General features: G+C 71.9%; 22 protein-coding genes and 1 pseudogene. 8 read left to right on the forward strand and 15 right to left on the reverse strand.

The window, feature by feature from the left end; genetic code table 11:
* Nucleotides 1–67 precede the first annotated feature (67 nt).
* Both OHT76_RS09530 and OHT76_RS09535 read right to left on the reverse strand, forming a co-directional pair.
* Nucleotides 68–1354, reverse strand: coding sequence for an ABC transporter substrate-binding protein (locus OHT76_RS09530; RefSeq protein WP_328870326.1), 1287 nt, complete (start codon nucleotides 1352–1354; stop codon nucleotides 68–70).
* Nucleotides 1323–1874 carry a hypothetical protein gene (locus OHT76_RS09535; RefSeq protein ID WP_328870327.1) on the reverse strand — a complete coding sequence of 184 codons (552 nt, stop codon included), beginning with the start codon at nucleotides 1872–1874 and terminating at the stop codon, nucleotides 1323–1325. The genes OHT76_RS09530 and OHT76_RS09535 overlap by 32 nt, the downstream gene beginning before the upstream one ends.
* Nucleotides 1875–2005: 131 nt before the next feature.
* On the opposite strand from OHT76_RS09535, the gene OHT76_RS09540 reads away from it, so the two are divergent.
* Genes OHT76_RS09540 through OHT76_RS09550 form a run of 3 tightly spaced genes read left to right on the forward strand, consistent with a single transcriptional unit; the run spans nucleotide 2006 to nucleotide 5858 of the window.
* Nucleotides 2006–2476, forward strand: coding sequence for a hypothetical protein (locus OHT76_RS09540; protein WP_328870328.1), 471 nt, complete (start codon nucleotides 2006–2008; stop codon nucleotides 2474–2476).
* Complete coding sequence (locus OHT76_RS09545; RefSeq protein ID WP_328870329.1) at nucleotides 2476–5172, forward strand: ABC transporter permease subunit; 2697 nt, start codon at nucleotides 2476–2478, stop codon at nucleotides 5170–5172. Before OHT76_RS09540 ends, OHT76_RS09545 begins: the two co-directional genes overlap by 1 nt.
* Nucleotides 5169–5858, forward strand: coding sequence for an ABC transporter ATP-binding protein (locus OHT76_RS09550; RefSeq protein ID WP_328870330.1), 690 nt, complete (start codon nucleotides 5169–5171; stop codon nucleotides 5856–5858). The genes OHT76_RS09545 and OHT76_RS09550 overlap by 4 nt, the downstream gene beginning before the upstream one ends.
* Here OHT76_RS09550 and OHT76_RS09555 read toward each other — a convergent pair.
* Nucleotides 5776–6387 carry a LysM peptidoglycan-binding domain-containing protein gene (locus tag OHT76_RS09555; protein WP_328870331.1) on the reverse strand — a complete coding sequence of 204 codons (612 nt, stop codon included), beginning with the start codon at nucleotides 6385–6387 and terminating at the stop codon, nucleotides 5776–5778. The genes OHT76_RS09550 and OHT76_RS09555 overlap by 83 nt on opposite strands.
* Before the next feature lie 119 nt (nucleotides 6388–6506).
* The gene (locus OHT76_RS09560) at nucleotides 6507–7136 is read right to left on the reverse strand and encodes a LysM peptidoglycan-binding domain-containing protein (RefSeq protein WP_328870332.1); all 630 of its coding nucleotides are present in this window, start codon (nucleotides 7134–7136) and stop codon (nucleotides 6507–6509) included.
* A 538-nt stretch (nucleotides 7137–7674) separates the two neighbouring features.
* Between OHT76_RS09560 and OHT76_RS09565 the strand changes: the two genes are divergently transcribed.
* Complete coding sequence (locus OHT76_RS09565; protein WP_328870333.1) at nucleotides 7675–8457, forward strand: hypothetical protein; 783 nt, start codon at nucleotides 7675–7677, stop codon at nucleotides 8455–8457.
* Between the two features lie 71 nt (nucleotides 8458–8528).
* A complete protein-coding gene (locus OHT76_RS09570) occupies nucleotides 8529–8852 on the forward strand; it encodes a hypothetical protein (protein ID WP_328870334.1) in 324 nt (107 codons plus the stop codon).
* A gap of 64 nt (nucleotides 8853–8916) precedes the next feature.
* Here OHT76_RS09570 and der read toward each other — a convergent pair whose 3' ends face one another.
* From der to aroH, 5 genes are all read right to left on the reverse strand, one after another.
* Entirely contained in the window at nucleotides 8917–10392 is a 1476-nt protein-coding gene (gene der, locus OHT76_RS09575; RefSeq protein ID WP_328870335.1) for a ribosome biogenesis GTPase Der, read from the reverse strand.
* Nucleotides 10393–10465: 73 nt separating this feature from the next.
* Nucleotides 10466–11053 carry a lysophospholipid acyltransferase family protein gene (locus tag OHT76_RS09580; RefSeq protein WP_328876488.1) on the reverse strand — a complete coding sequence of 196 codons (588 nt, stop codon included), beginning with the start codon at nucleotides 11051–11053 and terminating at the stop codon, nucleotides 10466–10468.
* Between the two features lie 53 nt (nucleotides 11054–11106).
* Nucleotides 11107–11793 (reverse strand): (d)CMP kinase, encoded by a 687-nt coding sequence (gene cmk / locus OHT76_RS09585; RefSeq protein ID WP_328870336.1) that lies wholly within the window; start codon nucleotides 11791–11793, stop codon nucleotides 11107–11109.
* Nucleotides 11794–11914: 121 nt separating this feature from the next.
* The gene (locus OHT76_RS09590; RefSeq protein ID WP_328870337.1) at nucleotides 11915–13000 is read right to left on the reverse strand and encodes a prephenate dehydrogenase; all 1086 of its coding nucleotides are present in this window, start codon (nucleotides 12998–13000) and stop codon (nucleotides 11915–11917) included.
* Entirely contained in the window at nucleotides 12997–13359 is a 363-nt protein-coding gene (gene aroH / locus OHT76_RS09595; RefSeq protein ID WP_328870338.1) for a chorismate mutase, read from the reverse strand. The genes OHT76_RS09590 and aroH overlap by 4 nt, the downstream gene beginning before the upstream one ends.
* A gap of 111 nt (nucleotides 13360–13470) precedes the next feature.
* Between aroH and OHT76_RS09600 the strand changes: the two are divergent.
* The 3 genes and pseudogenes from OHT76_RS09600 to OHT76_RS09610 form a co-directional block, all read left to right on the forward strand.
* A pseudogene (locus OHT76_RS09600) lies at nucleotides 13471–13614 on the forward strand (DUF6529 family protein); the annotation flags it as partial.
* Nucleotides 13611–14036: a Rieske (2Fe-2S) protein gene (locus OHT76_RS09605; protein WP_328870339.1), complete on the forward strand. Its 426-nt coding sequence runs from the start codon at nucleotides 13611–13613 to the stop codon at nucleotides 14034–14036. The pseudogene OHT76_RS09600 and the gene OHT76_RS09605, both read left to right, overlap by 4 nt.
* Before the next feature lie 23 nt (nucleotides 14037–14059).
* Nucleotides 14060–14803 carry a nucleotidyltransferase domain-containing protein gene (locus OHT76_RS09610; protein WP_328870340.1) on the forward strand — a complete coding sequence of 248 codons (744 nt, stop codon included), beginning with the start codon at nucleotides 14060–14062 and terminating at the stop codon, nucleotides 14801–14803.
* On the opposite strand, the gene OHT76_RS09615 is transcribed toward OHT76_RS09610, so the two are convergent.
* The 6 genes from OHT76_RS09615 to OHT76_RS09640 form a co-directional block, all read right to left on the reverse strand.
* Entirely contained in the window at nucleotides 14729–15481 is a 753-nt protein-coding gene (locus OHT76_RS09615; RefSeq protein WP_328870341.1) for a nucleotidyltransferase domain-containing protein, read from the reverse strand. The two genes, OHT76_RS09610 and OHT76_RS09615, sit on opposite strands and share 75 nt — an antisense overlap.
* A gap of 3 nt (nucleotides 15482–15484) precedes the next feature.
* Nucleotides 15485–16489, reverse strand: coding sequence for an ADP-ribosylglycohydrolase family protein (locus tag OHT76_RS09620; RefSeq protein ID WP_328870342.1), 1005 nt, complete (start codon nucleotides 16487–16489; stop codon nucleotides 15485–15487).
* Entirely contained in the window at nucleotides 16486–17202 is a 717-nt protein-coding gene (locus OHT76_RS09625; RefSeq protein ID WP_328870343.1) for an NUDIX hydrolase, read from the reverse strand. The genes OHT76_RS09620 and OHT76_RS09625 overlap by 4 nt, the downstream gene beginning before the upstream one ends.
* A 61-nt stretch (nucleotides 17203–17263) precedes the next feature.
* Nucleotides 17264–18679: an MFS transporter gene (locus OHT76_RS09630; protein WP_328870344.1), complete on the reverse strand. Its 1416-nt coding sequence runs from the start codon at nucleotides 18677–18679 to the stop codon at nucleotides 17264–17266.
* A gap of 51 nt (nucleotides 18680–18730) precedes the next feature.
* On the reverse strand, nucleotides 18731–19276 hold the full coding sequence (locus OHT76_RS09635) for a TIGR03086 family metal-binding protein (RefSeq protein WP_328870345.1): 546 nt from the start codon (nucleotides 19274–19276) through the stop codon (nucleotides 18731–18733).
* Nucleotides 19273–20235: a sigma-70 family RNA polymerase sigma factor gene (locus OHT76_RS09640; protein WP_328870346.1), complete on the reverse strand. Its 963-nt coding sequence runs from the start codon at nucleotides 20233–20235 to the stop codon at nucleotides 19273–19275. The genes OHT76_RS09635 and OHT76_RS09640 overlap by 4 nt, the downstream gene beginning before the upstream one ends.
* Nucleotides 20236–20268 lie beyond the last annotated feature (33 nt).

Here is a 20268-nt window from a genome sequence, read left to right on the forward strand (position 1 = left end):
TCCGCAATGCTCAAGTCATAGCTAGAAAGGGAAACTCCGTTGTCACGCCGGTCACATGCCCCACCACTCAGGGCGTGTAGGACAACTGCGGCACGTCGAAGCACGTGCTGCTCATATCGCCCTGGGACACCCAGCCCCGGCCGTCCTCCCAGCGAGCCACCGACAGACACGTCCGGCGGGTCTCGGGCGGCTCGGCCAGCCGCTCGAAGCGGACAGGGAGCAGCAGGCCACCTGCGGTGTAGCCCTGGCTGCGGCTCATCCAGCCGTCGACGCACGCGCGCGTGACGTCCGTGTCCGCGCAGGACCGCGCCGCCTCGGTGAACCACTGCGCGGCCGCCCACCCCTCCAACTGCCACTGCGCATGCGTCTTGAGGCCCTCCGTGGCGTCCCGGAATTCCCGTACGGCCTCGTGATCGGTGTCCTCGAAGTTACGGCTGGATCCGGTCGCCCACAGGGCGTTGCGGCAGCGCGGGGCGTCCTCGTAGTCGTCCGCGACGGTCGAGGTCCAGTTCTGTACGTTCGTCACCTTGGCGGTGAGCTCGACGCCGGCGTCGTCCATGGCCGCGCAGAGCCGGGCGTTGCCGTGGCTGTCGATGGCGTCGAAGACGAGGTCGGCGCCCTGGTCCTTCAGATCGGCCGCGACGGCACGGAAGTTGGGCAGCGCGAAGTCGACCTGCTCGGTGACCACCTTGTAGCCCTCGGCCTTCAGACCCCGCTCGACAAGCCGCGCGTAGGCGGCGGACGCGGCCTGGTTGTAGGAGACGACGGCGGCCGTACGGGCGCCGTGCTCACGCTTGAAGTAGCGGTAGACCTCGGTGCCGCCGTACAGCTTGCCGTCCCAGCCCACCGTGCCGTTACGGGGCGCGAGGCTGCCGTAGATGCCGTACAGGTGCGGCCAGGTGTCGTAGGCGGCGCCGATGGGCTGGCCGCCGATGTCGGGCACGCGCGCGCGTGAGACGCGGGAGGCGCCCGCGTAGTCGAGGGCCGTGGTGGCGACCAGGGCGACGACCCGGTCCTCGTCGATCAGCTGGTGCACACACTCGTTGTTGCCGACGCCGCTGCCGCCGTCGTCGCACAGCCGCACCTCGACCGGGCGGCCGTCGATGCCCCCGCGCGCGTTGAGCCGCTCGAAGTACGCCTTCGCCCCGTCGCGCGGGCCGGTGAAGGCGTTGCCGCCGACCGGGCTGGTGGCGCTGGTGATGATGCCGACCCGGATCGGCTCGGTCGCCCGGGAAGGCGTACCGCGGTCCTCGAAGTCGCTCTCCGGCAGGCGGCTGCCGCAGGCCGCGCTCAGGACGAGCAGCAGCACCGCGACCGCGGCCTCAGCAACCCGGGACCGGCGAGGCCGAACCATTGCCGCTCAGTTGCACCAGCGCGCACAGCGTCTTGGCGGACACCTTCCACGTGCCGTCCTGTTCGACGGCCGTCCCGGCGGCGTCGGGCAGGGCAGTCGCGCCGTTCAGGGTCAGTGTGTACGTCACGTCCGCCTCGGTCGGCGAGGTGAAGGCGACCTCACTCACCTCGGCCCCGACCTGTCCACCGCGCTCGTCGCCGCTGAACGCCTGGAGCACCGGGCCCATCTGCTCGCCGTTCTCCAGGACGGTCTGCTTCTCCTCCAGGGAGGTCTCCGGGTCGAAGAACTTCTGCCAGTTCTGCTTGATCTCCTGCTCGGCCGCCCCCACGTCGGCCGGCGCCGTCGCCGCGGGGGCGCTCGTCGTCTGCTCGACCGAAGGGCTGGGCGGGGTGGCGTCACCGCCGCCTCCTTCGTCGTCGCTGCAGGCCGCGAGGGCCGGGGCGAGGAACAGGAGCAGGGCGGCCGCCAGTGCCGTACCGCGTCCCGCGTTCCGCCGACTGAGGTCGCTCCCGAGAACCATCTGGCTCACCACCGGGTGTCGGACCGGGCCGGGTGCGCCCGGTGCTTTCAGGGTCAGCTGACAGAAGGCATAGTGCAAGCCATCGGCTGACATGGACAGACACATGACGTGTGAAGCCAGAGGAGCCAGACATGCGGACAGGCCGACTGCGGACCGTGCATCCCGTCCTGTGGGCCGGCTGGGCCGCGCTCGCCGCGGGTGCGGTCCTCTGCGTGCTCGGCTGGTACGGCGTCTCGGGCGAGCGGTTCGCCGAACGGCAGCTGCCCTACCTCGCCTCCTGCACGGTCCCCGGCGCCGCGCTGATTGTCGCCGCGGCGGTGCTGCTCACCCATGGCCGGAACGCGCTCGCCGCCGCGCGCGTGGAGGAGCTGTACGGCCTTCTCGTGGCCGCCGAACCGGCCGAGGACTCGGAGCGGACCGCGACCGCGCCGCTCGCGGTCAGCGGGGACCGGCTGATGGTGCCGGGCGGCACGCTGTTCCACCGCGCGGACTGTCCGCTGGTGGCCGGGAAGGCGGAAGCGGTGCCCGTGGACGCCAAGCTGGTGAGGAGCGGCGAACTGGGCCCGTGCCCGATCTGTGAGCCCGCCGAAGCGGACGACTGATGTCGTCCCTGACGTACGACCTCACCCTGGCCGGCCTCTCGGTCGGCAGCGCCGCCGCGCTCACCGGGATCGGTCTGGTCGTCACCTACCGCGCGACCGGCGTGCTCAACTTCGCGCACGGGTCCATCGCGATGGTGTGCGCGTATGTCCTGCGGCAGTGCGTGGTGGAGTGGGGCTGGCCGCTGTGGGCGGGGGCGACGGTGACCCTGCTGGTCCTGGCGCCCGCGATCGGGATGGCGCTGGAACGGTTCGTCTTCCGTCCGCTGTCCGTCCTCGGCGGTGATCCGGCGCAGACGCTGGTGGCGTCGATCGGGGTGTTCGTGCTGCTGGTGGGCGGGGCGGCGCTGCTGTGGGGGCAAGGGGCGCGGGACGACGCGCCGGAGCTGCTGGTGTCGGCCGACCCCTGGGGACAGCTGGCGGTGGCCCTGGTGCTGGCGGCCGCGGTCGGTTCGGTCGTGCGGTGGACGCGGTTCGGGCGGGAGCTGCGGGCCGTGGTGGACGACCGGCAGCTGTCCGTGCTCGGCGGGATCGACGCGGACCGGGTGGCCGCGGCGGGCTGGGCGTTCGGCTCGTTCACGGCGGGCCTGACGGGCGTCCTGCTGGCGCCGTACGTCCGCCTGGACCCGTACGGACTGCCGCTGCTGGTGATGGAGGTGGTGGCGGTAGCGGTGGCCGCACGTATGCGGAGCCTGCCGGTCGCGGTGGTGACGGCGCTCGGTATCGGTGTGGCGCAGAGCCAGTTGACGCGCCTGCACCCCTCGGGCTGGGGCGAACCGCTGCTCCAGGCGGTGGGCGCGAACCTCTTCGTGGTGGCCCTGCTGATCGCGGCGCTGGCCCTCCCCCGCATCGGCACCCGCGACGCGCTCCCGCGCACGGCCACCGCGCGCGTACCGACCCCTCCGGGCGCCTGGATCGTGGCGCTCGTGCTGTTCCTGCTGCCGCTGGGCTTCGCCGGTTCGGACCTGCACACGTCGGTCCAGGTACCGGCGCTGGCCGTAGTACTGCTGTCCCTGGTGGTGGTCACCGGCCGAGGCGGCCAGATCTCACTGGGCCAGGCGGCATACGCGGGCCTGGGCGCCCTCTTCACGGCCCTCCTCGCGGCAGGCCGCTTCCCGGGCCTGCCCCGCCTGCCGGAACTGGCGGCACTGGCACTGGCGGTGGTCCTGGTGGCCCCGCTGGGCCTGCTGACGGGTTGGCCGGCAATCAGCCGCAGGGGGCTGGCCCTCGCCCTGGCGACGTTCGCGGTGGGCGTCGGGGTGAGCCGCTTCGTCTTCGCCCAGCCGTACGCGACCTCGGGCCTCACCCTGGACCGCCCGGCGGGCTTCGAGGGCGACCGCGCGTACTACGTCCTGGAGCTGGCCCTCCTGGGAGCGGCCCTGCTGGCAACTCGCGCCCTCCGCACGGGCCGCACAGGCCGGGCCCTCGCGGCCATGCGCGACCACGAGGCAGGCGCGTCGGCCTCAGGTGTCCGAGTCCCCACCCTCAAGCTCCTGGCCTTCGTCTCAGGCGCAGCCCTGGCCGCCCTGGGCGGCGGCCTGCTCGGCATGGGCCTACGAGCCTTCGACCCCGCCGCCTACGACCCCGTCCGGGGCCTGCTCTGGTTCGCGGCGGTAGTGGTCCTGGGCGCGGACAGCACACTGGGCGCACTGGCAGCGGCGGCCCTGCTGGTGGGCCTGGACGCGGGGGCACGGGGCGGCGTGGCGGCGGCACTGATCGGGGTGCTGGCGGTGCTGGTGGGGCGATTCCCTGGCGGGCCGTACGAGGCGTTGCGGAGCGCGGCAATGCGCCTACGGCCGCGAGAGGGGACGCGCCTGACGGAGTTGGGGGTGACGGTACGCGGGAGACTGCGGCGGACGGAGCAGCGGGACGAAGCAGACGAACCGAGGGCTCCGAGACGGCCCGCCGCAGCCGCCGACGACGCCAAGCACCCACCAGGGCCACCCGCACCCGACCACGAAAGCCGCACAGGTGGTGCGGGTGGGAAACAAAACCCGGCCGAAGGCCGGGTGCTCACCACCCACAACCTCCAGGCCCACTACGGCGGATACAAAGCCCTCACCGACATCGACCTCGACGTACCCCCCGCCAGGATCACCGCCATCGTCGGCCCCAACGGCGCAGGCAAAAGCACCCTCTTCCACTGCCTCGCGGGCACCCTCCACCCCACCCGAGGCCAAGTCCTTTACGGCGACCGGGACATCACCGAACTCCCCGCCCACACCCGCACCCGCCTCGGCATCGCCCGCACCTTCCAGCAACTGGCCGTGTTCCCCTCCCTCACCGTGGCCGAGAACATCCGCGTAGGCGCGGAACAGGGCCACATCGACGACCCGACAGCCGTAGACCGAGCCCTCCGCCTGCTGGGCCTGGACAACGTACGAGACGCCCCCGCCGCCGACCTCCCCACCGGCACCCTCCGCAGAGTCGAACTCGCAAGAGCACTCGCCGGCAGCCCCCGCGTCCTGCTCCTGGACGAACCCGCGGCAGGCCTGGACACCGCCGAAGTCACCGCGCTGGCCCGCATCCTCAAGGCCCTGGCCGCCGACGGCACCGCCCTCCTCGTCGTGGAACACGACCTGGACCTGGTGGCCGACCTCGCTGACGTCGTGCACGTCATGACGGCGGGCCGCATCGTCGCCTCGGGCCCCCCGGCCCACGTCCTCGACACACTGGGCGCCCAGGAGACCGCCGTATGACGATCTCCCTGCGCCACGCGCGCGTGCGCTACGGCCCCCTGGAGGCCCTGCACGGCATCACCCTCGCCGCGCCCGCCCCGGGCCTCACCGTCCTCCTCGGCCGCAACGGATCAGGCCGTACGACCGCCCTGCGCGCCCTGGCCGGAACCGTCCCCCTGTCCGGCGGCGCGGTGGTGTGGGACGGCGTCGACGTGACCCGCGTACCGGCGTACGAACGGGCCCGCCGGGGCCTGTGCCTGATCCCGGAACGGCAGGCGGTCTTCGGCTCCCTGACCGTGCGCGAGAACCTGGAACTCACCGCCCCCGCCTACGATCCGGCCCTGGACGCCTACCCCAGCCTGGCGCAACTGCTCCCCCGCCGAGCCGGCACGCTCTCCGGCGGCGAGCAGCGCATGCTGGCCCTCTCCCGGGCCCTGCTGGCCCGCCCGCGCGTGGTGCTCGTGGACGAACCGGCGCAGGGTATGTCGCCGACGGTGGCGACCCGGACGTACGAACTCCTGGCCGAGCTGGACGCCTGCGTGGTCCTCGCCGAGCAGCGGCTGCCGCCCGTACTGCGCGAGCACCCGGTGCTGGTCTACGAACTGCGCCGCGGCGCGGTCGTGTTCAGCGGCGAGGCGACTGAGCTGCGGGCTTCGCCAGAGGCGGCCCGAAGAGCGCGGTGGACCGGGCCGCACCCTTCGGAATGACCAGCAGCATGCCCGGCACCACCCGGTCCGGAGAGCTGCCGACCGTCTTCTTGTTGGCCTTGTAGAGGGCCTGCCACCCACCCTTGATCCCGTACTTGCGGACGATCGACGAGAGCGTGTCACCGGATTTCACCGTGTGCATCCGCCCCTTGAGGCCGTACCGCTTCGAACACACGGGCCAGGCCCCCCACCCCTGCCAGGCCAGCACCTCCTGCGCGACCGCGATCTGCTGTGCGCGGGTGGCGAGATCCGCGCGCGGGGCGTACTTCAGACCGCCGAACTCCTCCCAGGTGGGCTGCCAGAACTGCAGTCCGCCGTAGAAGCCGTTGCCGGTGTTGATGTGCCAGCGGCCGCTGCTCTCGCAGTCGGCGATACAGCCCCAGGGCCACTGGTCCTTGGCGCAGTCGTAGGCCACGCGCGTGGCGGGCGGTCCGGGGGCCGGCGGTGGTGGTGCCGCGTGGGCGGCGCCGGGGGCGAGGGCGCAGAGCAGGGCGGCCGCGAGGGCGAGCGTGATCGGCGTGCGGAACATCGGCCCACGCTATGCAGCGCGGCGCGCGAGGCAGCCCCGGCGCGTCGGTGCGCCGAGGGGCCCCACCCGGTCGGCGCACCGACGGGCGGGGCCCCGTGCCCGGCGAGGGGGAGCGTCGCTCAGATCTCGAGGCGCTGGCCGGGCACGATCACATCGGGATCACCGCCGATGACGGCCTTGTTGGCGGCGTAGAGGCGCTGCCAGGCGGTCCCGTGCCGGGCGGCGATGCCGCTCAGGGTGTCGCCCTGGCGGACGACGTAGTCGCCGCGGGACGAGCCGCGGTCGGTGTGGCCCAAGGAGCGCTCCGGCGCCTTGGGCGGAGCCGCCTTCTGCGGGGCCGCCTTCGGCGTCACCGAGCCGGCGGCGGGCGCGCTGCCGTACGCCCCGGCGCGCGCCGAGCAGGTGGGCCAGGCGCCCCATCCCTGGGCGTTCTGCACCTTGGTGGCGACGGCGATCTGCTGGTCCTTGCTCGCCTGGTCGGCCGTCGCCGCGTAGGCCGTGCCGCCGTACGCGCGCCAGGTGCTCGCGGAGAACTGGAGTCCTCCGTAGTAGCCGTTGCCTGTGTTGATGTGCCAGTTGCCGCCGCTCTCGCACTGGGCGATGCGGTCCCACACTCCGCCGTCCGCCGCGGCGGCGTTGCCGGTCGCGGTCAGCAGTCCGAGCGGGGCGAGCAGGGCAGCCCCGGCGAGGACCGCCGTCGTACGCGTCTTACGGGCGTTGTCGCGAGTGGTATCGGCACATTCGGACATGAAGTTCCCTCCCGACTGACCCGGGGTCCCCCAAGCCGGGGCGCGTTCCGCGCACTGGGTCGCGGTGGCGCGCTCCGCCCCGTCCGCCGGTGGGGTCGTGCTGCGAGCTGGCTGTGGTGCGGCCGACGGACGTACCCGAGCGGTGCTCTGTGCACACGGCGGAGGAATCTAGGGAGGGTGGCTGCCCGGTATCAACCAACTCCTTGTCATTCCTGGCCAGTTCGCCGTTACCGCGGGTATCGGCAATTTTCGGCCACCCACTTCATTAGCCGATTTCCTGATTTGTCGACCAGCCTCCTCGGCGATCTGTGACTCACTTCACGGAACCAACTGCCTTGACTCACCATCGACTTGACCAGGAGTGCCCGATTCCGCACCCGCGGTGACCGTGCGCGACGGATGGTTCGATTCCGTTCGCCCTGGTGCGTGACTCCCGCCACAGATCACCCGTTGTCTCTTCATGAGCCCGGGACCCACCCGGTTCACGGGCCGGGAGCCACCCGGCCCCGCCACGTACCACTTCCCGAGGGAGCCACCCGTGCCGCGCATGCTCGACGTCAGCGACGAGGTACGCGCCGAGATCGGCGACGAAGAAGCCGACCGGCTGCTCGCCGGAGAGAACGCCCCCGGCAGTTACGACTGCACGTCCTGTCGCACCCAGGGCGACTCCGAACAGGAGCGCACCAGCACCGTCCTGTTCATCGGGGACGAGACCGCCGTCCTCGCCTTCGCCCACGCCACCTGCCTGCCCTCGCAGGTCGTCCAGGTCACCGAGGAACAGCTCAAGGGGGCCGTGCGCTCCATCACCGGTGACACCGTCGATCTGGAGCCGGAGAAGGTCGTACCCGAGCAGGCGGTGCTCGGCGTCACCAGCGGACTCGTCCTGATCGCGGGCGAGTTGCACCCGGCGCTCGTGGTGGAACCGACCGGTCCCATCGTCCGGCCCGGGTCCACCGCCCTCGGCGACGACTTCCTGCCGCTGCTCATCGAGCAGGGGTTCATGCCGGTGACGGCGATCGAATCGGTGCCGCCTGTGCTGCACGGGTGGTCGGTGCTGCTTGCCGTCGGCCAGCTGCATGCCGTACTGCAGCCCGGTGCCGACGGCGGTCAGCCGGTGGCCTGGTGGCAGGCGCATCAGCCGCTGCAGGTCACCGAGGGGTGGCGGGCCGCGGCCAACAAGCACCAGCAGGTGCTGATGTTCGCGGCGCCGGTGGGGACGATCGGGCGGCAGCCGCGGGAGGATCTGCTGCGGGATGCTTTGGACAAGGCCGCGGCCAATGGGAAGTTGGTTGCGTCCGCGCTGCCGCTCGCGGGGACGTGAGCGCCTCCGCGCGCCCCCAAAGGCCCGCCCGACGACCGCATCCCTTCATGTAGGCGGTCGTTTGGACATACGTGCACGCATACGATGTTTCTCCCTCGGCCACGCCGATCTACGACGCGCTCTACGCCGAGTACGTCAAGTCCTTCCGTACGCTGCCGGGTGACCGCAGCGGCGAGGAGGACCTGGGGTTCACCGCCTTCGGGAACATCCCGCACAGTACGGGCTCGTACGGCGGGCATCGGCCGGGGTCGTTCAGCAGCTCGTACAGCGCCTACAGCGCGGGCGCGCACAGCGCCCGGCAGTCGCAGTCGCAGTGGCAGCGCGTCGGACACATCGGGCCCCAGGGCACGGGACTGCAACCGGCCCTGCAGCCCGTCCCCCGCAGAGGCATCTGAGCTGTATTTTCACAAACATGAAGAGGGCGGCCCCGGTTGGGGGCCGCCCTCTTCATGTGCGTGCTTACTTCTTCTTGCCGCGCTTCTCGCGCACGCGCACCGAGATATGGATCGGCGTGCCGTCGAAGCCGAACTCCTCGCGCAGCCGGCGCTCGATGAAGCGCCGGTAGCCCGCCTCGATGAAGCCGGAGGCGAAGAGCACGAACCGCGGCGGCTTGGTGCCCGCCTGGGTGCCGAACAGGATGCGCGGCTGCTTGCCGCCCCGGATCGGGTGCGGGTGGGCGGCGACCAGCTCACCGAGGAAGGCGTTGAGACGTCCGGTCGGGACCCGGGTCTCCCAGCCCGCGAGGGCCGTCTCGATCGCCGGGACCAGCTTCTCCATGTGACGGCCGGTGCGCGCCGAGACATTGACCCGGGGCGCCCAGACGATCTGGCCGAGCTCGGTCTCGATCTCCCGCTCCAGGTAGTAGCGGCGCTCCTCGTCGAGGGTGTCCCACTTGTTGAAGGCGAGGACCATCGCGCGCCCGGCCTCGACGGCCATCGTCACGATGCGCTGGTCCTGCACGGAGATGTTCTCCGAGGCGTCGATCAGTACGACCGCCACCTCGGCCTTCTCGACGGCGGCGGCGGTGCGCAGCGAGGCGTAGTAGTCGGCGCCCTGCTGGAGGTGGACCCGCTTGCGGATACCCGCGGTGTCGACGAACTTCCAGGTGACACCGCCGAGTTCGATCAGCTCGTCGACCGGGTCACGGGTGGTGCCCGCGACCTCGTTGACGACGACGCGCTCCTCGCCCGCCACCTTGTTCAGCAGCGAGGACTTGCCGACATTCGGGCGCCCGATGAGGGCGATGCGCCGGGGGCCGCCGACGGCGGTGCCGAAGGACTGCTCGGGGGCGTCCGGCAGCACCTCCAGGACGGCGTCCAGCATGTCGCCGGTGCCGCGGCCGTGCAGGGCCGAGACCGGGTGCGGCTCACCGAGCCCGAGGGACCACAGATACGCGGCGTCCGCCTCGCCGCTCGGTCCGTCGACCTTGTTGGCGCACAGCACGACGGGCTTTCCGGCCTTGCGCAGCAGTCGCACGACCGCCTCGTCGGTGTCGGTGGCGCCGACCTTGGCGTCGACGACGAAGACCACGGCGTCGGCGGCCTCGATGGCGTACTCGGCCTGGGCGGCAACCGAGGCGTCGATGCCGAGGACGTCCTGCTCCCAGCCGCCGGTGTCGACGACCTTGAAACGACGGCCGGCCCACTCGGCCTCGTAGGTCACACGGTCACGGGTGACACCGGGCTTGTCCTCCACGACGGCCTCGCGGCGCCCGATGATGCGGTTGACGAGGGTCGACTTGCCGACATTCGGGCGGCCGACGACGGCGAGCACGGGCAGCGGACCGTGGCCCGCCTCCTCGATGGCGCCCTCGACGTCCTCCAGGTCGAAGCCCTCTACCGCGGCGAGCTCCATGAACTCCGCGTACTCGGCGTCGCCAAGTGCTCCGTGGTCGTGCGCCTCGCCCGAGCCCTCGGAGTGGATCTGGTCGTTCATGAAGTCCGTACCTCGTTCAGTGTGGTGATCGGTGGAACGCCCCGTTTCAGGTGATCCACTACTCAAGTGTCGCCTAGCGGCCGGTAAGCCGCCTGGCGTTTTCCAGGTGCTCGGTGAGCTGCTTCTGGATGCGTTCGGTCGCCTCGTCCAGCGCCGTGCGGGTGCGCCGTCCGGTGCCGTCGCCGGCCTCGAAGGGGTCGCCGAAGACGACGTCGACGCGGGAGCGCAGCGCGGGCAGCGCCTTTATCAACCGTCCGGGCCGCTCGGTGCTTCCCAGGACGGCGACCGGGACGATCGGGGCGCCGCTGCGCACCGCGAAGTACGCGAGCCCGGCCCGCAGCGCGGCGAAGTCGCCCTCGCCCCGGGTGCCCTCCGGGAAGATGCCGAGCACACCGCCGGACGCCAGCACGTCCAGCGCCTGGGTGATGGCCGTACGGTCGGCGATCGAGCGGTCCACCTTCAGCTGGCCGACAGCCCGCATGAAGGGGTCGAGCGGGCCGACGAACGCTTCCTTCTTGACCAGGAAGTGCGACGGCCGGGGCGCCACGCCGATGACCATCGGGCCGTCGATGATGTGCGAGTGGTTGACGGCGAGGATCACCGGGCCGGTCGCGGGGACCCTCCAGGCACCCAGGACACGCGGCTTCCACAGGCCGTACATCAGGCCGACGCCGATGCGCCGCCCGACCTCCGCTCCCCGCTCCGAAGGTGCCGTCACTTCCCGGCCCGCTTCTCCTCGACGAGGGTCACGACGCACTCGATGACCTGCGCGAGCGTGAGCTCGGTGGTGTCCACCTCGACCGCGTCGCCGGCCTTGGCCAGCGGCGAGGTCTTACGGCTGGAGTCGGCAGCGTCCCGCTTGATCAGGGCCTCGCGGGTGGAGTGCACGTCGGCGCCCTTCAGCTCACCGCTGCGGCGCGCGGCGCGCGCCTCCGGGGAGGCGGTGAGGAAGATCTTCAGATCGGCGTCGGGCAGCACGGTCGTACCGATGTCCCGGCCCTCGACGACGATGCCGGCCTCGGCGGAGGCCGCGATCGAACGCTGCAGCTCGGTGATCCGCGCCCGCACCTCGGGCACCGCGCTGACCGCGCTGACCTGGGAGGTGACCTCCTGGGTCCGGATCGGGGCGGCGACATCGATGCCGTCGACGGTGATCGTCGGCTTCTCCGGGTCGGTACCGGAGACGATGTCGGGCTTCCCGGCCACGGCGGCGATGGCGTGCGGATCGTCGACGTCGATGCCGTTGTTCACCATCCACCAGGTGATCGCCCGGTACTGCGCACCGGTGTCGAGGTAGCTCAGGCCGAGCTTCGCCGCGACGGCCTTGGACGTGCTCGACTTACCCGTGCCGGAGGGACCGTCGATGGCGACAATCACGGGCTGGGCGGCGCCGTTTTCCACGGGGGGACACCTTCCTGGTGCGGTGCGGTGGGATGCGGGGGCCGCGAATGTGCCCCGCACAAGGTTACTGGGTACGCATCACTCGTCCGGACGCCCGCCGCTCGGCGGCCCCGGGCACCGCCTACTGGCGGATCGCCCAGCCCCGCTCCCGCAGCGCCGCCGTCAGCACCGGCACCGCGTTCGGCTCCACCATCAGCTGCACCAGACCGGCCTGCTGCCCCGTCGCATGCTCGATGCGGACGTCCTCGATGTTGACCCCGGCCCGGCCCGCGTCGGCGAAGATCCGCGCCAGCTGTCCCGGCTGGTCGTCGATCAGGACCGCCACGACCTCGTAGACCCGCGGCGCGGAGCCGTGCTTGCCCGGAACCCGGACCTGCCCCGCGTTCCCCCGGCGCAACACGTCCTCGATGCCCGCCGTACCCTCACGGCGCTTGGCCTCGTCGGAGGACTGCAGTGCCCGCAGCGCCTGCACCGTCTCGTCCAGGTCCGCGGAGACGTCCGCGAGGAGATCGGCGACCGGCCCGGGGTTCGCGGAGAGGATGTCGATCCACATCCGGGGGTCGGAGGCCGCGATCCGCGTCACATCCCGGATGCCCTGCCCACACAGCCGTACGGCCGCCTCCTCGGCGTTCTCCAGACGCGCGGCGACCATGCTGGACACCAGGTGCGGCATGTGGGAGACCAGCGCCACCGCACGGTCGTGGGCGTCGGCGTCCATGACGACCGGCACGGCCCGGCAGTGCGAGACCAGCTCGAGGGCGAGGTTCAGGACCTCGGTGTCGGTGTCCCGGGTCGGGGTCAGCACCCAGGGCCTGCCCTCGAACAGATCGCCGGAAGCGGCCAGCGGGCCGGACTTCTCGCGGCCCGACATGGGGTGGGTGCCGATGTACTCCGACAGGTCCAGGCCCAGCGCCTGGAGCTCACGGCGCGGCCCGCCCTTGACGCTCGCCACGTCCAGGTAGCCGCGGGCCACCCCGCGCCGCATGGCGTCGGCGAGCACCCCGGCCACGTGCGCGGGCGGCGCGGCGACGATCGCGAGGTCAACGGGACCCTCGGGGGCCTCGTCCGTGCCGGCGCCGAGCGCGGCCGCCGTACGGGCCTGCTCGGGGTCGTGGTCGGCGAGGTGGACGACGACGCCGCGGCTCACGAGCGCGAGCGCGGCGGACGTACCGATGAGGCCGGTGCCGATGACGAGTGCGGTTCTCACTGGGCGATGTCCTTGCGCAGGGCGGCCGCGGCGCCGAGGTAGACATGGGCGATCTCGGCCCGGGGCAGGTCGGACTCGATGTGCGCGAGGACCCGGACCACGCGGGGCATGGCGCCCTCGATGTCCAGTTCCTGCGCGCAGATCAGGGGCACGTCGACGATGCCGAGCTTGCGGGCGGCGGCCGCGGGGAAGTCGCTGTGCAGATCGGGCGTGGCCGTGAACCAGATGCTGATCAGGTCGTCCGTGGTCAGGCCGTTGCGCTCCAGGACGGCGGTGAGCAGGGCTCCGACCTGCTCGTCCATGTGACCGGCCTCGTCCACGTCGAGTTGGACGGCGCCCCGGACCGCTCGTACCGCCACGGCTTGGCTCCCTTGCTGCTGTACGGATCGACCTGTACGGATCGACTCTGTGCCCATCCAGCCTAGTCAGCGCCTGCCGGACCGGTGCGCGACGCCCGCCCGCTGAGACGAGGGCCCCGGACGTACGCCGTGCACGTTTTGTACCATTCCCTCCCAGGTTGCTTCTTCTTCGGTGCTTTCAGTGCCAAGATGCTGTTGCTCATCTCGCTGCCCTCCGCCCCTTGCATCTTCCGCACACTCGGAGTGACGACATGACTTTCCGTCCGAAGCGGCGCACGATCCTTCTCGCCACTGGCTCGGCGGCGCTCCTCGCGGGCTGCGGCGACTCCGGCGGCGACAGTGGCGACGCCTCGACCGACCAGACCGCCGAGACCACGGAGACCGCCGGCGGCGAGGCGCTGACCACGACGGACGACATCCCGGTCGGCGGTGGCAAGATCTTCGAGGACGAGAAGGTCGTGGTGACCCAGCCTGAGGAGGGCGAGTTCAAGGCCTTCTCGGCCATCTGCACCCACCAGCAGTGCATCGTCGCGAACGTCGAGGGCGGCACCATCAACTGCACCTGCCACGGCAGCAAGTTCAGCATCGCGGACGGCGCGGTGGAGAACCCGCCGGCGACGCGGCCGCTGCCCGAGGAGGAGATCACGGTGGAGGGAAATTCCATCCGGCTGGCGTGAGGCGCCGCGTACGCTCCGGGGTCATGCACCCCGAGCACCTGGTACGCGACCACACGATCTACGCCTGCATCATGGGTTCGCGTGCCTTCGGTCTGGCGACGGACGGCAGCGACACCGACCGGCGGGGCGTGTTCCTCGCCCCCACTCCCCTGTTCTGGCGCTTCGACAAGCCGCCGACGCACATCGAGGGACCGGCCGAGGAGCAGTTCAGCTGGGAGCTGGAGCGCTTCTGCGAACTGGCGCTGCGCGCGAACCCCAACATCCTGGAGTGTCTGCACTCCCCGCTCGTGGAGCACGCCGACGACACCGGCCGTGAACTGCTCGACCTGCGCGGGGCGTTCCTGTCCCGCCAGGCCCACACCACGTTCGCGCGGTACGCCGTGGGCCAGCGCCAGAAGCTGGAGGCGGACGTCCGCAACCATGGCGCCCCGCGCTGGAAGCACGCGATGCACCTGCTGCGTCTGCTGATGAGCGCCCGCGATCTGCTGCGCACGGGCGCGCTCACCATCGACGTCGGCGACCGGCGCGAACCGCTCCTGGCGGTCAAGCGCGGCGAGCTCCCGTGGCCTGAGGTCGAGTCATGGATGACCCGGCTGGCCGAGGAGGCGGAGCAGGCCGCCGAGCACAGCCCGCTGCCCGCTGAGCCGGACCGGCGGCGCGTGGAGGACTTCCTGGTCCGCGCCCGCCGTACCTCAGCGCTCCAGCCGTATCCGGACGACGAAGTCGTGCAGGGCGTCGTAGACGGTCGCCGCGTCGGGCAGGGCTGACGCGGCCTGCGTCTCGTCCAGCAGGGCGTGCAGCCGCTCGACGTCGGCCTCCACACGCGTGTGGTCGACTTCGGCCGTGCCGTGCTCCTGCTCCGCCTTGGCCGCGATCAGCTCCGGCAGACAGTCGGGCGCCTCGGCCACTTCCCCGAGCAGCGTGGGCAGATGGGCCTGTACCTCGCCGGTGCGCATCAGGTGGATGCCGGTGAGCAGGACCCGGAAGGTGTAGAGCAGCGGCTTGAGTTCGTCGGTCTTCGTGAACAGCCGCCACTGGGTGTTGGCGAAGCCGCGGTAGTGGTGGGCGTGATGGCTCGTGACGACGCCGGGGGCGAGCGCGGCCAGCTCCCGGTGTGCGTCGGTGGTGTGCACGACGAGCGGGGACAGGAGCTGCTCCAGGACGTAGCCGTTGCGGCGGAGCATCAGCCGGACGAACTTGCGCAGGTCATGGGTGACCAGGTCCATCTCCACACCGTCCCGGTCCCACATCCGGGACCGGGTCTCGGCAGGCTCGCGCAGCCCGACGAGGTCGGCGGCGGACAGCAGGTGCACGCCCCGCAGGTCCACGTCCGAGTCACGGGACGGAAAGCCGTACAGATGGGCGCCGGAGACGGTCGCGAAGAGCACCGGGTCGGGCTGCTCGGCGACGACGGGTGCGAGGTCGAGGTCCAGGGCGTCGATCATCCGCTAAGCGTCCCAGAGCGCGCCGAGGGTGAGCAGATCGCCCCGGTACTCGATCCGGTCCGCCCACGCGCGGGGCCATGCATCGTCGCCGAGGTATGCCCCCGCGAAGGCGCCCGTCAGACAGGCGATGGAGTCCGAGTCGCCGGAGGAGCAGGCGGCCCGCCTCAGGGCCGTGACCGGCTCGTCGACGAAGAGCAGGAAGCACAGGAGCCCAGTCGCCAGCGCCTCCTCTGCGATCCAGCCCGCGCCGGTGGCCAGGCACGGGTCGGTCTCGACCGACCCCGCCCGCACGGCCTCCTGGAGCCGCTCCAGCACCCCCAGACACTCGTCCCACCCGCGCGCGATGAAGTGCTCCGGGGTCGGGTCCTGGCTGCGGGCCCACAGATCGCCGAGCCAGGTGTGGTGGTAGCGGGTGCGGTTCTCGTAGGCGTACGACCGCAGCAGGCCGACCAGTCCGGTCGGCTCGGCGCCCTGCGCGAGCAGCCGTACGGCGTGCGCGGTGAGGTCGGAGGCGGCGAGCGCCGTGGGGTGGCCGTGGGTGAGCGCGGACTGCAACTGGGCGGCGCCCGCGCGCTGTTCGTCACTCAGAGCCGGTACAAGGCCGATCGGTGCGACACGCATGTTGGCGCCGCAGCCCTTGGAGTGGATCTGGCTGGCATCCCGCCAACAGCTGACGCGCTCCAGCAACTCGCAAGCCCTGAGGCAGGTGTTGCCCGGGGCCCGGTTGTTCTCAGGGGAGCGGTTCCAGGCGATGTACTCCTGCCGTACCGGCTCCACCATCGCCTCGGGCCCGAGCACGCCGCGGTCCATGGCCGTCCGCAGCCCCTTGCCCAGCGCCAGCGTCATCTGGGTGTCGTCGGTGACGATCGCCGGCGTCGGCAGTTCCATCTCCCGCCACGGCCCGCACTTGGCGAGGATCGACGGCACGTCGTTGAACTCGGTGGGGAAGCCGAGCGCGTCCCCGAGGGCGAGGCCCAGCAGGGATCCAGTGGCGGCGCGCTTCTTCATGCGGAGGGTCCTTCCGGGGTCGGCCGGAGCAGCGGAGGGTGGAGTGCGGTGGCAGCGCCCGCGCGGTACAGCGCGGCCGGTTTGCCGCGGCCGCCGGTGAGGCGCGAGGCACCGGGGACCGGCTCGACGAAGCCCGGTGTGGCGAGCACCTTGCGCCGGAAGTTGGGCCGGTCCAGGGCGGTGCCCCACACGGCCTCGTAGACCTGCTGGAGCTCGCCGAGGGTGAACTCGGGCGGGCAGAACGCGGTGCCGAGGCAGGTGTACTCCAGCTTGGCGCCGACGCGTTCATGGGCGTCGGCCAGGATCCGGTCGTGGTCGAAGGCGAGGGTTCCGGCCTCGTCGTACGGCACCCAGCGGGCGTCCGCCGCGTCGCTGCCGCCGTGCGCCTCGGGCGCGTCGGGCAGCAGGGCGGCGAAGGCGACCGAGACGACCCGCATCCGGGGGTCGCGGTCGGGCTCGCTGTAGGTCCGCAGCTGTTCCAGATGGAGCCCGGAGACGTCCGACAGGCCGGTCTCCTCGGCGAGTTCACGCCGGGCCGCCGTCTCCGCGGACTCGTCCGGCTGCACAAAGCCACCGGGCAGCGCCCAGCATCCGGCGTACGGCTCCTGCCCGCGCTCGACGAGCAGCACATGCAGGGCGCCGGCCCGGAGCGTGAGGACGGCGAGGTCGACGGTGACGGCGAAGGGCTCGTAGGCGTGCTTGTCGTACTCCACATCCGCCTCCTTAATAGTCACTACGACTATAAAGAGGCGGACGTGAAGTGACAACCCCCGGCTAGGCGGCCCGCCGCGAGGGTGCGAACACCGACACCACCGCCCCTGCCGCAGCGACCCCCGCCGACACCCAGAGCGCGGGGCCGACCCCGTCCAGGAACTCGGCCGGTGAGCCGTAGCCGCCGTACGTCGTGAAGACCGCCGCGGCGACCGCGACGCCGAATACGCCGCCGAGTTCACGCAGGGCGTTGTTGACGCCGGCCGCGACGCCCGCCTCGGTCAGCGGCACCGAGGAGGTCACGGCGTTGGCGACGCTCGGGAAGACCATGGAGATGCCCACGCCCGCGATGATCAGCGGGACGACGAGGCTGCCGTAGCCGACGCCCGGTTCGACCTGCCGGGCCAGCAGGCCGAGGCCGAGGCCCTGGAGGGCGAGGCCGCCGAGCATGAACGGCCGGGTGCCGTACCGGTCCGCCAGCGCGCCCGCGATCGGCGCGACCAGGAGCGGCATCGCGTTCCACACAAGGATCCGCACGCCCGCCTCCAGGGGCGAGTAGCCGAGCCCGAACTGGAACAGCTGCGTGATCATGAAGAGTGCGCCCAGCAGGGAGCCGAAGAGCAGGAAGGCCGCCGCGTTCGCGGTGGAGAAACCGCGGTTGCGGAAGTGGCCGAGCGGCAGCATCGGATGCCGGGCGCCCCGCCGCTCCCAGCCCAGGAACGCGGCCGTGAACACGATCCCCGCGGCCAGCGCGATCAGCACCTCGGCACTCCCCCAGCCCGCCTCCGGCGCCCGCACCGGCGCCCAGGCGAGCCCGGTAAGACCGACGGCCGCCAACACCAGGCCGATGATGTCGAGTTGGGGCCGTGTCCCGTAGCTCTCGTGGAGCTTCTTCGCGGCGAAGGGCATCATCGCAAGGCCGATCGGTACGTTCAGCCAGAAGATCCACTGCCAGGACAGGCCCTCGGTCACGGCCCCGCCCAGCACCGGCCCGGCCGCCACACCGAGTCCGGTCACCCCGCCCCACACTCCGATCGCCACGCCCCGCTTCTCCGCCGGGAAGGCCTCGCTGATGAGGGTCAGCGTGAGCGGCAGCAGTACGGCGGCCCCGGCGCCCTGCACCAGACGCGCCCCGATGAGCTGGCCCGAGCTGCCCGCGAGGGCCGCGGCGGCGGAGGCGAGGGTGAACACCGCGAGCCCGACGACGTACATGCGCCGCCGTCCGAACCGGTCGCCGAGCGCGGCACCGGTCAGGGTGAGACAGGCGAAGGCCAGGTTGTAGGCGTTGATCGTCCATTCCAGCTCGGACAGGCTCGCCCCGAAGTCGGCGCGCAGCGCGGGCAGCGCGGTGGCGACGACCACGACGTCGAGGGAGCACAGCAGCGCCCCGAGCCCGGCGAGGATCACCGTCCACGCGCGCGGTGGTGACGTCTTGTCCGGGAGCGAGGTACTGAGGGGGGCCTTGAGGATCTCGGTCATCTCCGTGCCTTCCGTGAGTTCTTGAGGTCACTCACGGAAGGCAGACCGGGCTCACCCCGGAAAGGAATCGCGCCGCCCCAGGAAGGCCAGCAGCCGGATGTCGGGCCGCGCGCCCTCCGGCACGGCGAGCGGCGCGGCGAACCGCACCCCCCGGTCCTCCCCCACCACCACGCACCGGGCGACCGGCAGCAGCTCGGCCGCGAGGGCGGCCGGGACGGGCCGGGGCCGCCCGCTCGCCTGGGCCACGTCCCAGCCGTGCACGGCGATCTCGACGGCGCCCACGGCCGCCAGCACCCGCACGTCCATTGGCCGTTCGCCGACCCGCACCTGCCCCGGCGGCCCCGCCGCCCAGGCACCCAGCACGGCGCACGCGCGCGTACGGAAGCGGCACGCCCGGTCCTCCCGCGGTACCAGGCCGATCCGCCCACCGGTCAGCCCCTCGTACAGCGCGTCCATGGAGTCGTCGAGATGCCCGAGCAGCTCCGCCAGGTCCCACTCGGCGCACGGCGTGCCCCGCGCGAGGCTGTCCGCCCGCACCCCGGCGACGCTCCCCAGGGCATAGGCGAGCGACCGCTCCAACAGCTCCCCGGCGTTCATGCGAGCACCCCGGGCAGCCCGAACCGGCCGAACACCTCGGTGTCCAGGAACGCGGTGATACGGCCCACCGCGCCCTCCTCGACGGTGAGCACCTGCAAGGAGTGCGCCCGCAGGACGCCGTCGGTCCCGCGCACGTACATCGCGACCGCCGGCTGCCCGTTCGCGCGCGTGGGCAGCATCCGCAGGGTGCCCTTCTCGTGCGCGCGGGCCACCAGGAAGCGGTGCACCTCCTTGGCCCCGCGGAACCACTCCAGGTAGGGCGGCATCTCCAGTTCGACCCCGTCCCGCAACAGGGCGAGCAGGGCGTCCATGTCGGCGTTCTCGAACGCGGCCACGTACCGGTCGAGCACCTCGCGGTCGGCGGCGGCGGAGGGTTCCTCGACGAGGTCCTCCTCGGGCGCCAGCTCCTCCAAACGGGCACGCGCGCGTTGCAGGCTGCTCTTCACGGCCGCCGTCGAGGTTCCGAGCAGCGAGGCGACCTCCGGAGCCCGCCAGGCCAGCACGTCCCGCAGGATGAGCACGGCCCGCTGCCGAGCAGGCAGATGCTGGAGCGCGGCGACGAGTGCGAGCCGCAGACTGCCCCGGGCGGCCACGACCGATGCCGGGTCGACGAGTGTGTCGGGCAGTGGCTGGAGCCACGGAACGTCCGTCACAGGGGCTCTCAGCGGCTCCTCAGGCGCCTGGGAGGGCTCACCGAGCCCCGCGGGCAGCGGACGCCGCGCGCGGCCCTCCAGCGCCGTCAGGCACGTATTGGTGGCGATCCTGTGCAGCCAGGTCCGCAAGGACGCGCGGCCCTCGTAGCCGTCGTAGGACCGCCAGGCCCGCAGATATGTCTCCTGGACCAGGTCCTCGGCGTCATCGACCGAGCCCAGCATCCGGTAGCAGTGCGCGAGCAGCTCCCGCCGGTACGGGTCCGTCAGCCGTACGAACTCCTCGCGGTCCGTCGTCGTCGCAGCCATCCCGCTCCCTCCGTCACCGATACAGACCGGCGC

The organism is Streptomyces sp. NBC_00287 (assembly GCF_036173105.1).
In the GTDB taxonomy this organism is placed as follows: Bacteria; Actinomycetota; Actinomycetes; order Streptomycetales; family Streptomycetaceae; genus Streptomyces.

What these genes read in the sequence shown, in the direction of transcription:
- OHT76_RS09620 (WP_328870342.1), bottom strand. Translation starts at nt 16,489, where the DNA reads ATGAAGAAGCGCGCCGCCACTGGATCCCTGCTGGGCCTCGCCCTCGGG.
- OHT76_RS09640 (WP_328870346.1), bottom strand. Translation starts at nt 20,235, where the DNA reads ATGGCTGCGACGACGACGGACCGCGAGGAGTTCGTACGGCTGACGGAC.
- OHT76_RS09635 (WP_328870345.1), bottom strand. Translation starts at nt 19,276, where the DNA reads ATGAACGCCGGGGAGCTGTTGGAGCGGTCGCTCGCCTATGCCCTGGGG.
- OHT76_RS09615 (WP_328870341.1), bottom strand. Translation starts at nt 15,481, where the DNA reads ATGATCGACGCCCTGGACCTCGACCTCGCACCCGTCGTCGCCGAGCAG.
- OHT76_RS09605 (WP_328870339.1), top strand. Translation starts at nt 13,611, where the DNA reads ATGACTTTCCGTCCGAAGCGGCGCACGATCCTTCTCGCCACTGGCTCG.
- OHT76_RS09545 (WP_328870329.1), top strand. Translation starts at nt 2,476, where the DNA reads ATGTCGTCCCTGACGTACGACCTCACCCTGGCCGGCCTCTCGGTCGGC.
- OHT76_RS09530 (WP_328870326.1), bottom strand. Translation starts at nt 1,354, where the DNA reads ATGGTTCGGCCTCGCCGGTCCCGGGTTGCTGAGGCCGCGGTCGCGGTG.
- OHT76_RS09580 (WP_328876488.1), bottom strand. Translation starts at nt 11,053, where the DNA reads ATGTACGGCCTGTGGAAGCCGCGTGTCCTGGGTGCCTGGAGGGTCCCC.
- OHT76_RS09610 (WP_328870340.1), top strand. Translation starts at nt 14,060, where the DNA reads ATGCACCCCGAGCACCTGGTACGCGACCACACGATCTACGCCTGCATC.
- OHT76_RS09540 (WP_328870328.1), top strand. Translation starts at nt 2,006, where the DNA reads ATGCGGACAGGCCGACTGCGGACCGTGCATCCCGTCCTGTGGGCCGGC.
- OHT76_RS09555 (WP_328870331.1), bottom strand. Translation starts at nt 6,387, where the DNA reads ATGTTCCGCACGCCGATCACGCTCGCCCTCGCGGCCGCCCTGCTCTGC.
- OHT76_RS09560 (WP_328870332.1), bottom strand. Translation starts at nt 7,136, where the DNA reads ATGTCCGAATGTGCCGATACCACTCGCGACAACGCCCGTAAGACGCGT.
- der (WP_328870335.1), bottom strand. Translation starts at nt 10,392, where the DNA reads ATGAACGACCAGATCCACTCCGAGGGCTCGGGCGAGGCGCACGACCAC.
- OHT76_RS09630 (WP_328870344.1), bottom strand. Translation starts at nt 18,679, where the DNA reads ATGACCGAGATCCTCAAGGCCCCCCTCAGTACCTCGCTCCCGGACAAG.
- OHT76_RS09550 (WP_328870330.1), top strand. Translation starts at nt 5,169, where the DNA reads ATGACGATCTCCCTGCGCCACGCGCGCGTGCGCTACGGCCCCCTGGAG.
- OHT76_RS09535 (WP_328870327.1), bottom strand. Translation starts at nt 1,874, where the DNA reads ATGGTTCTCGGGAGCGACCTCAGTCGGCGGAACGCGGGACGCGGTACG.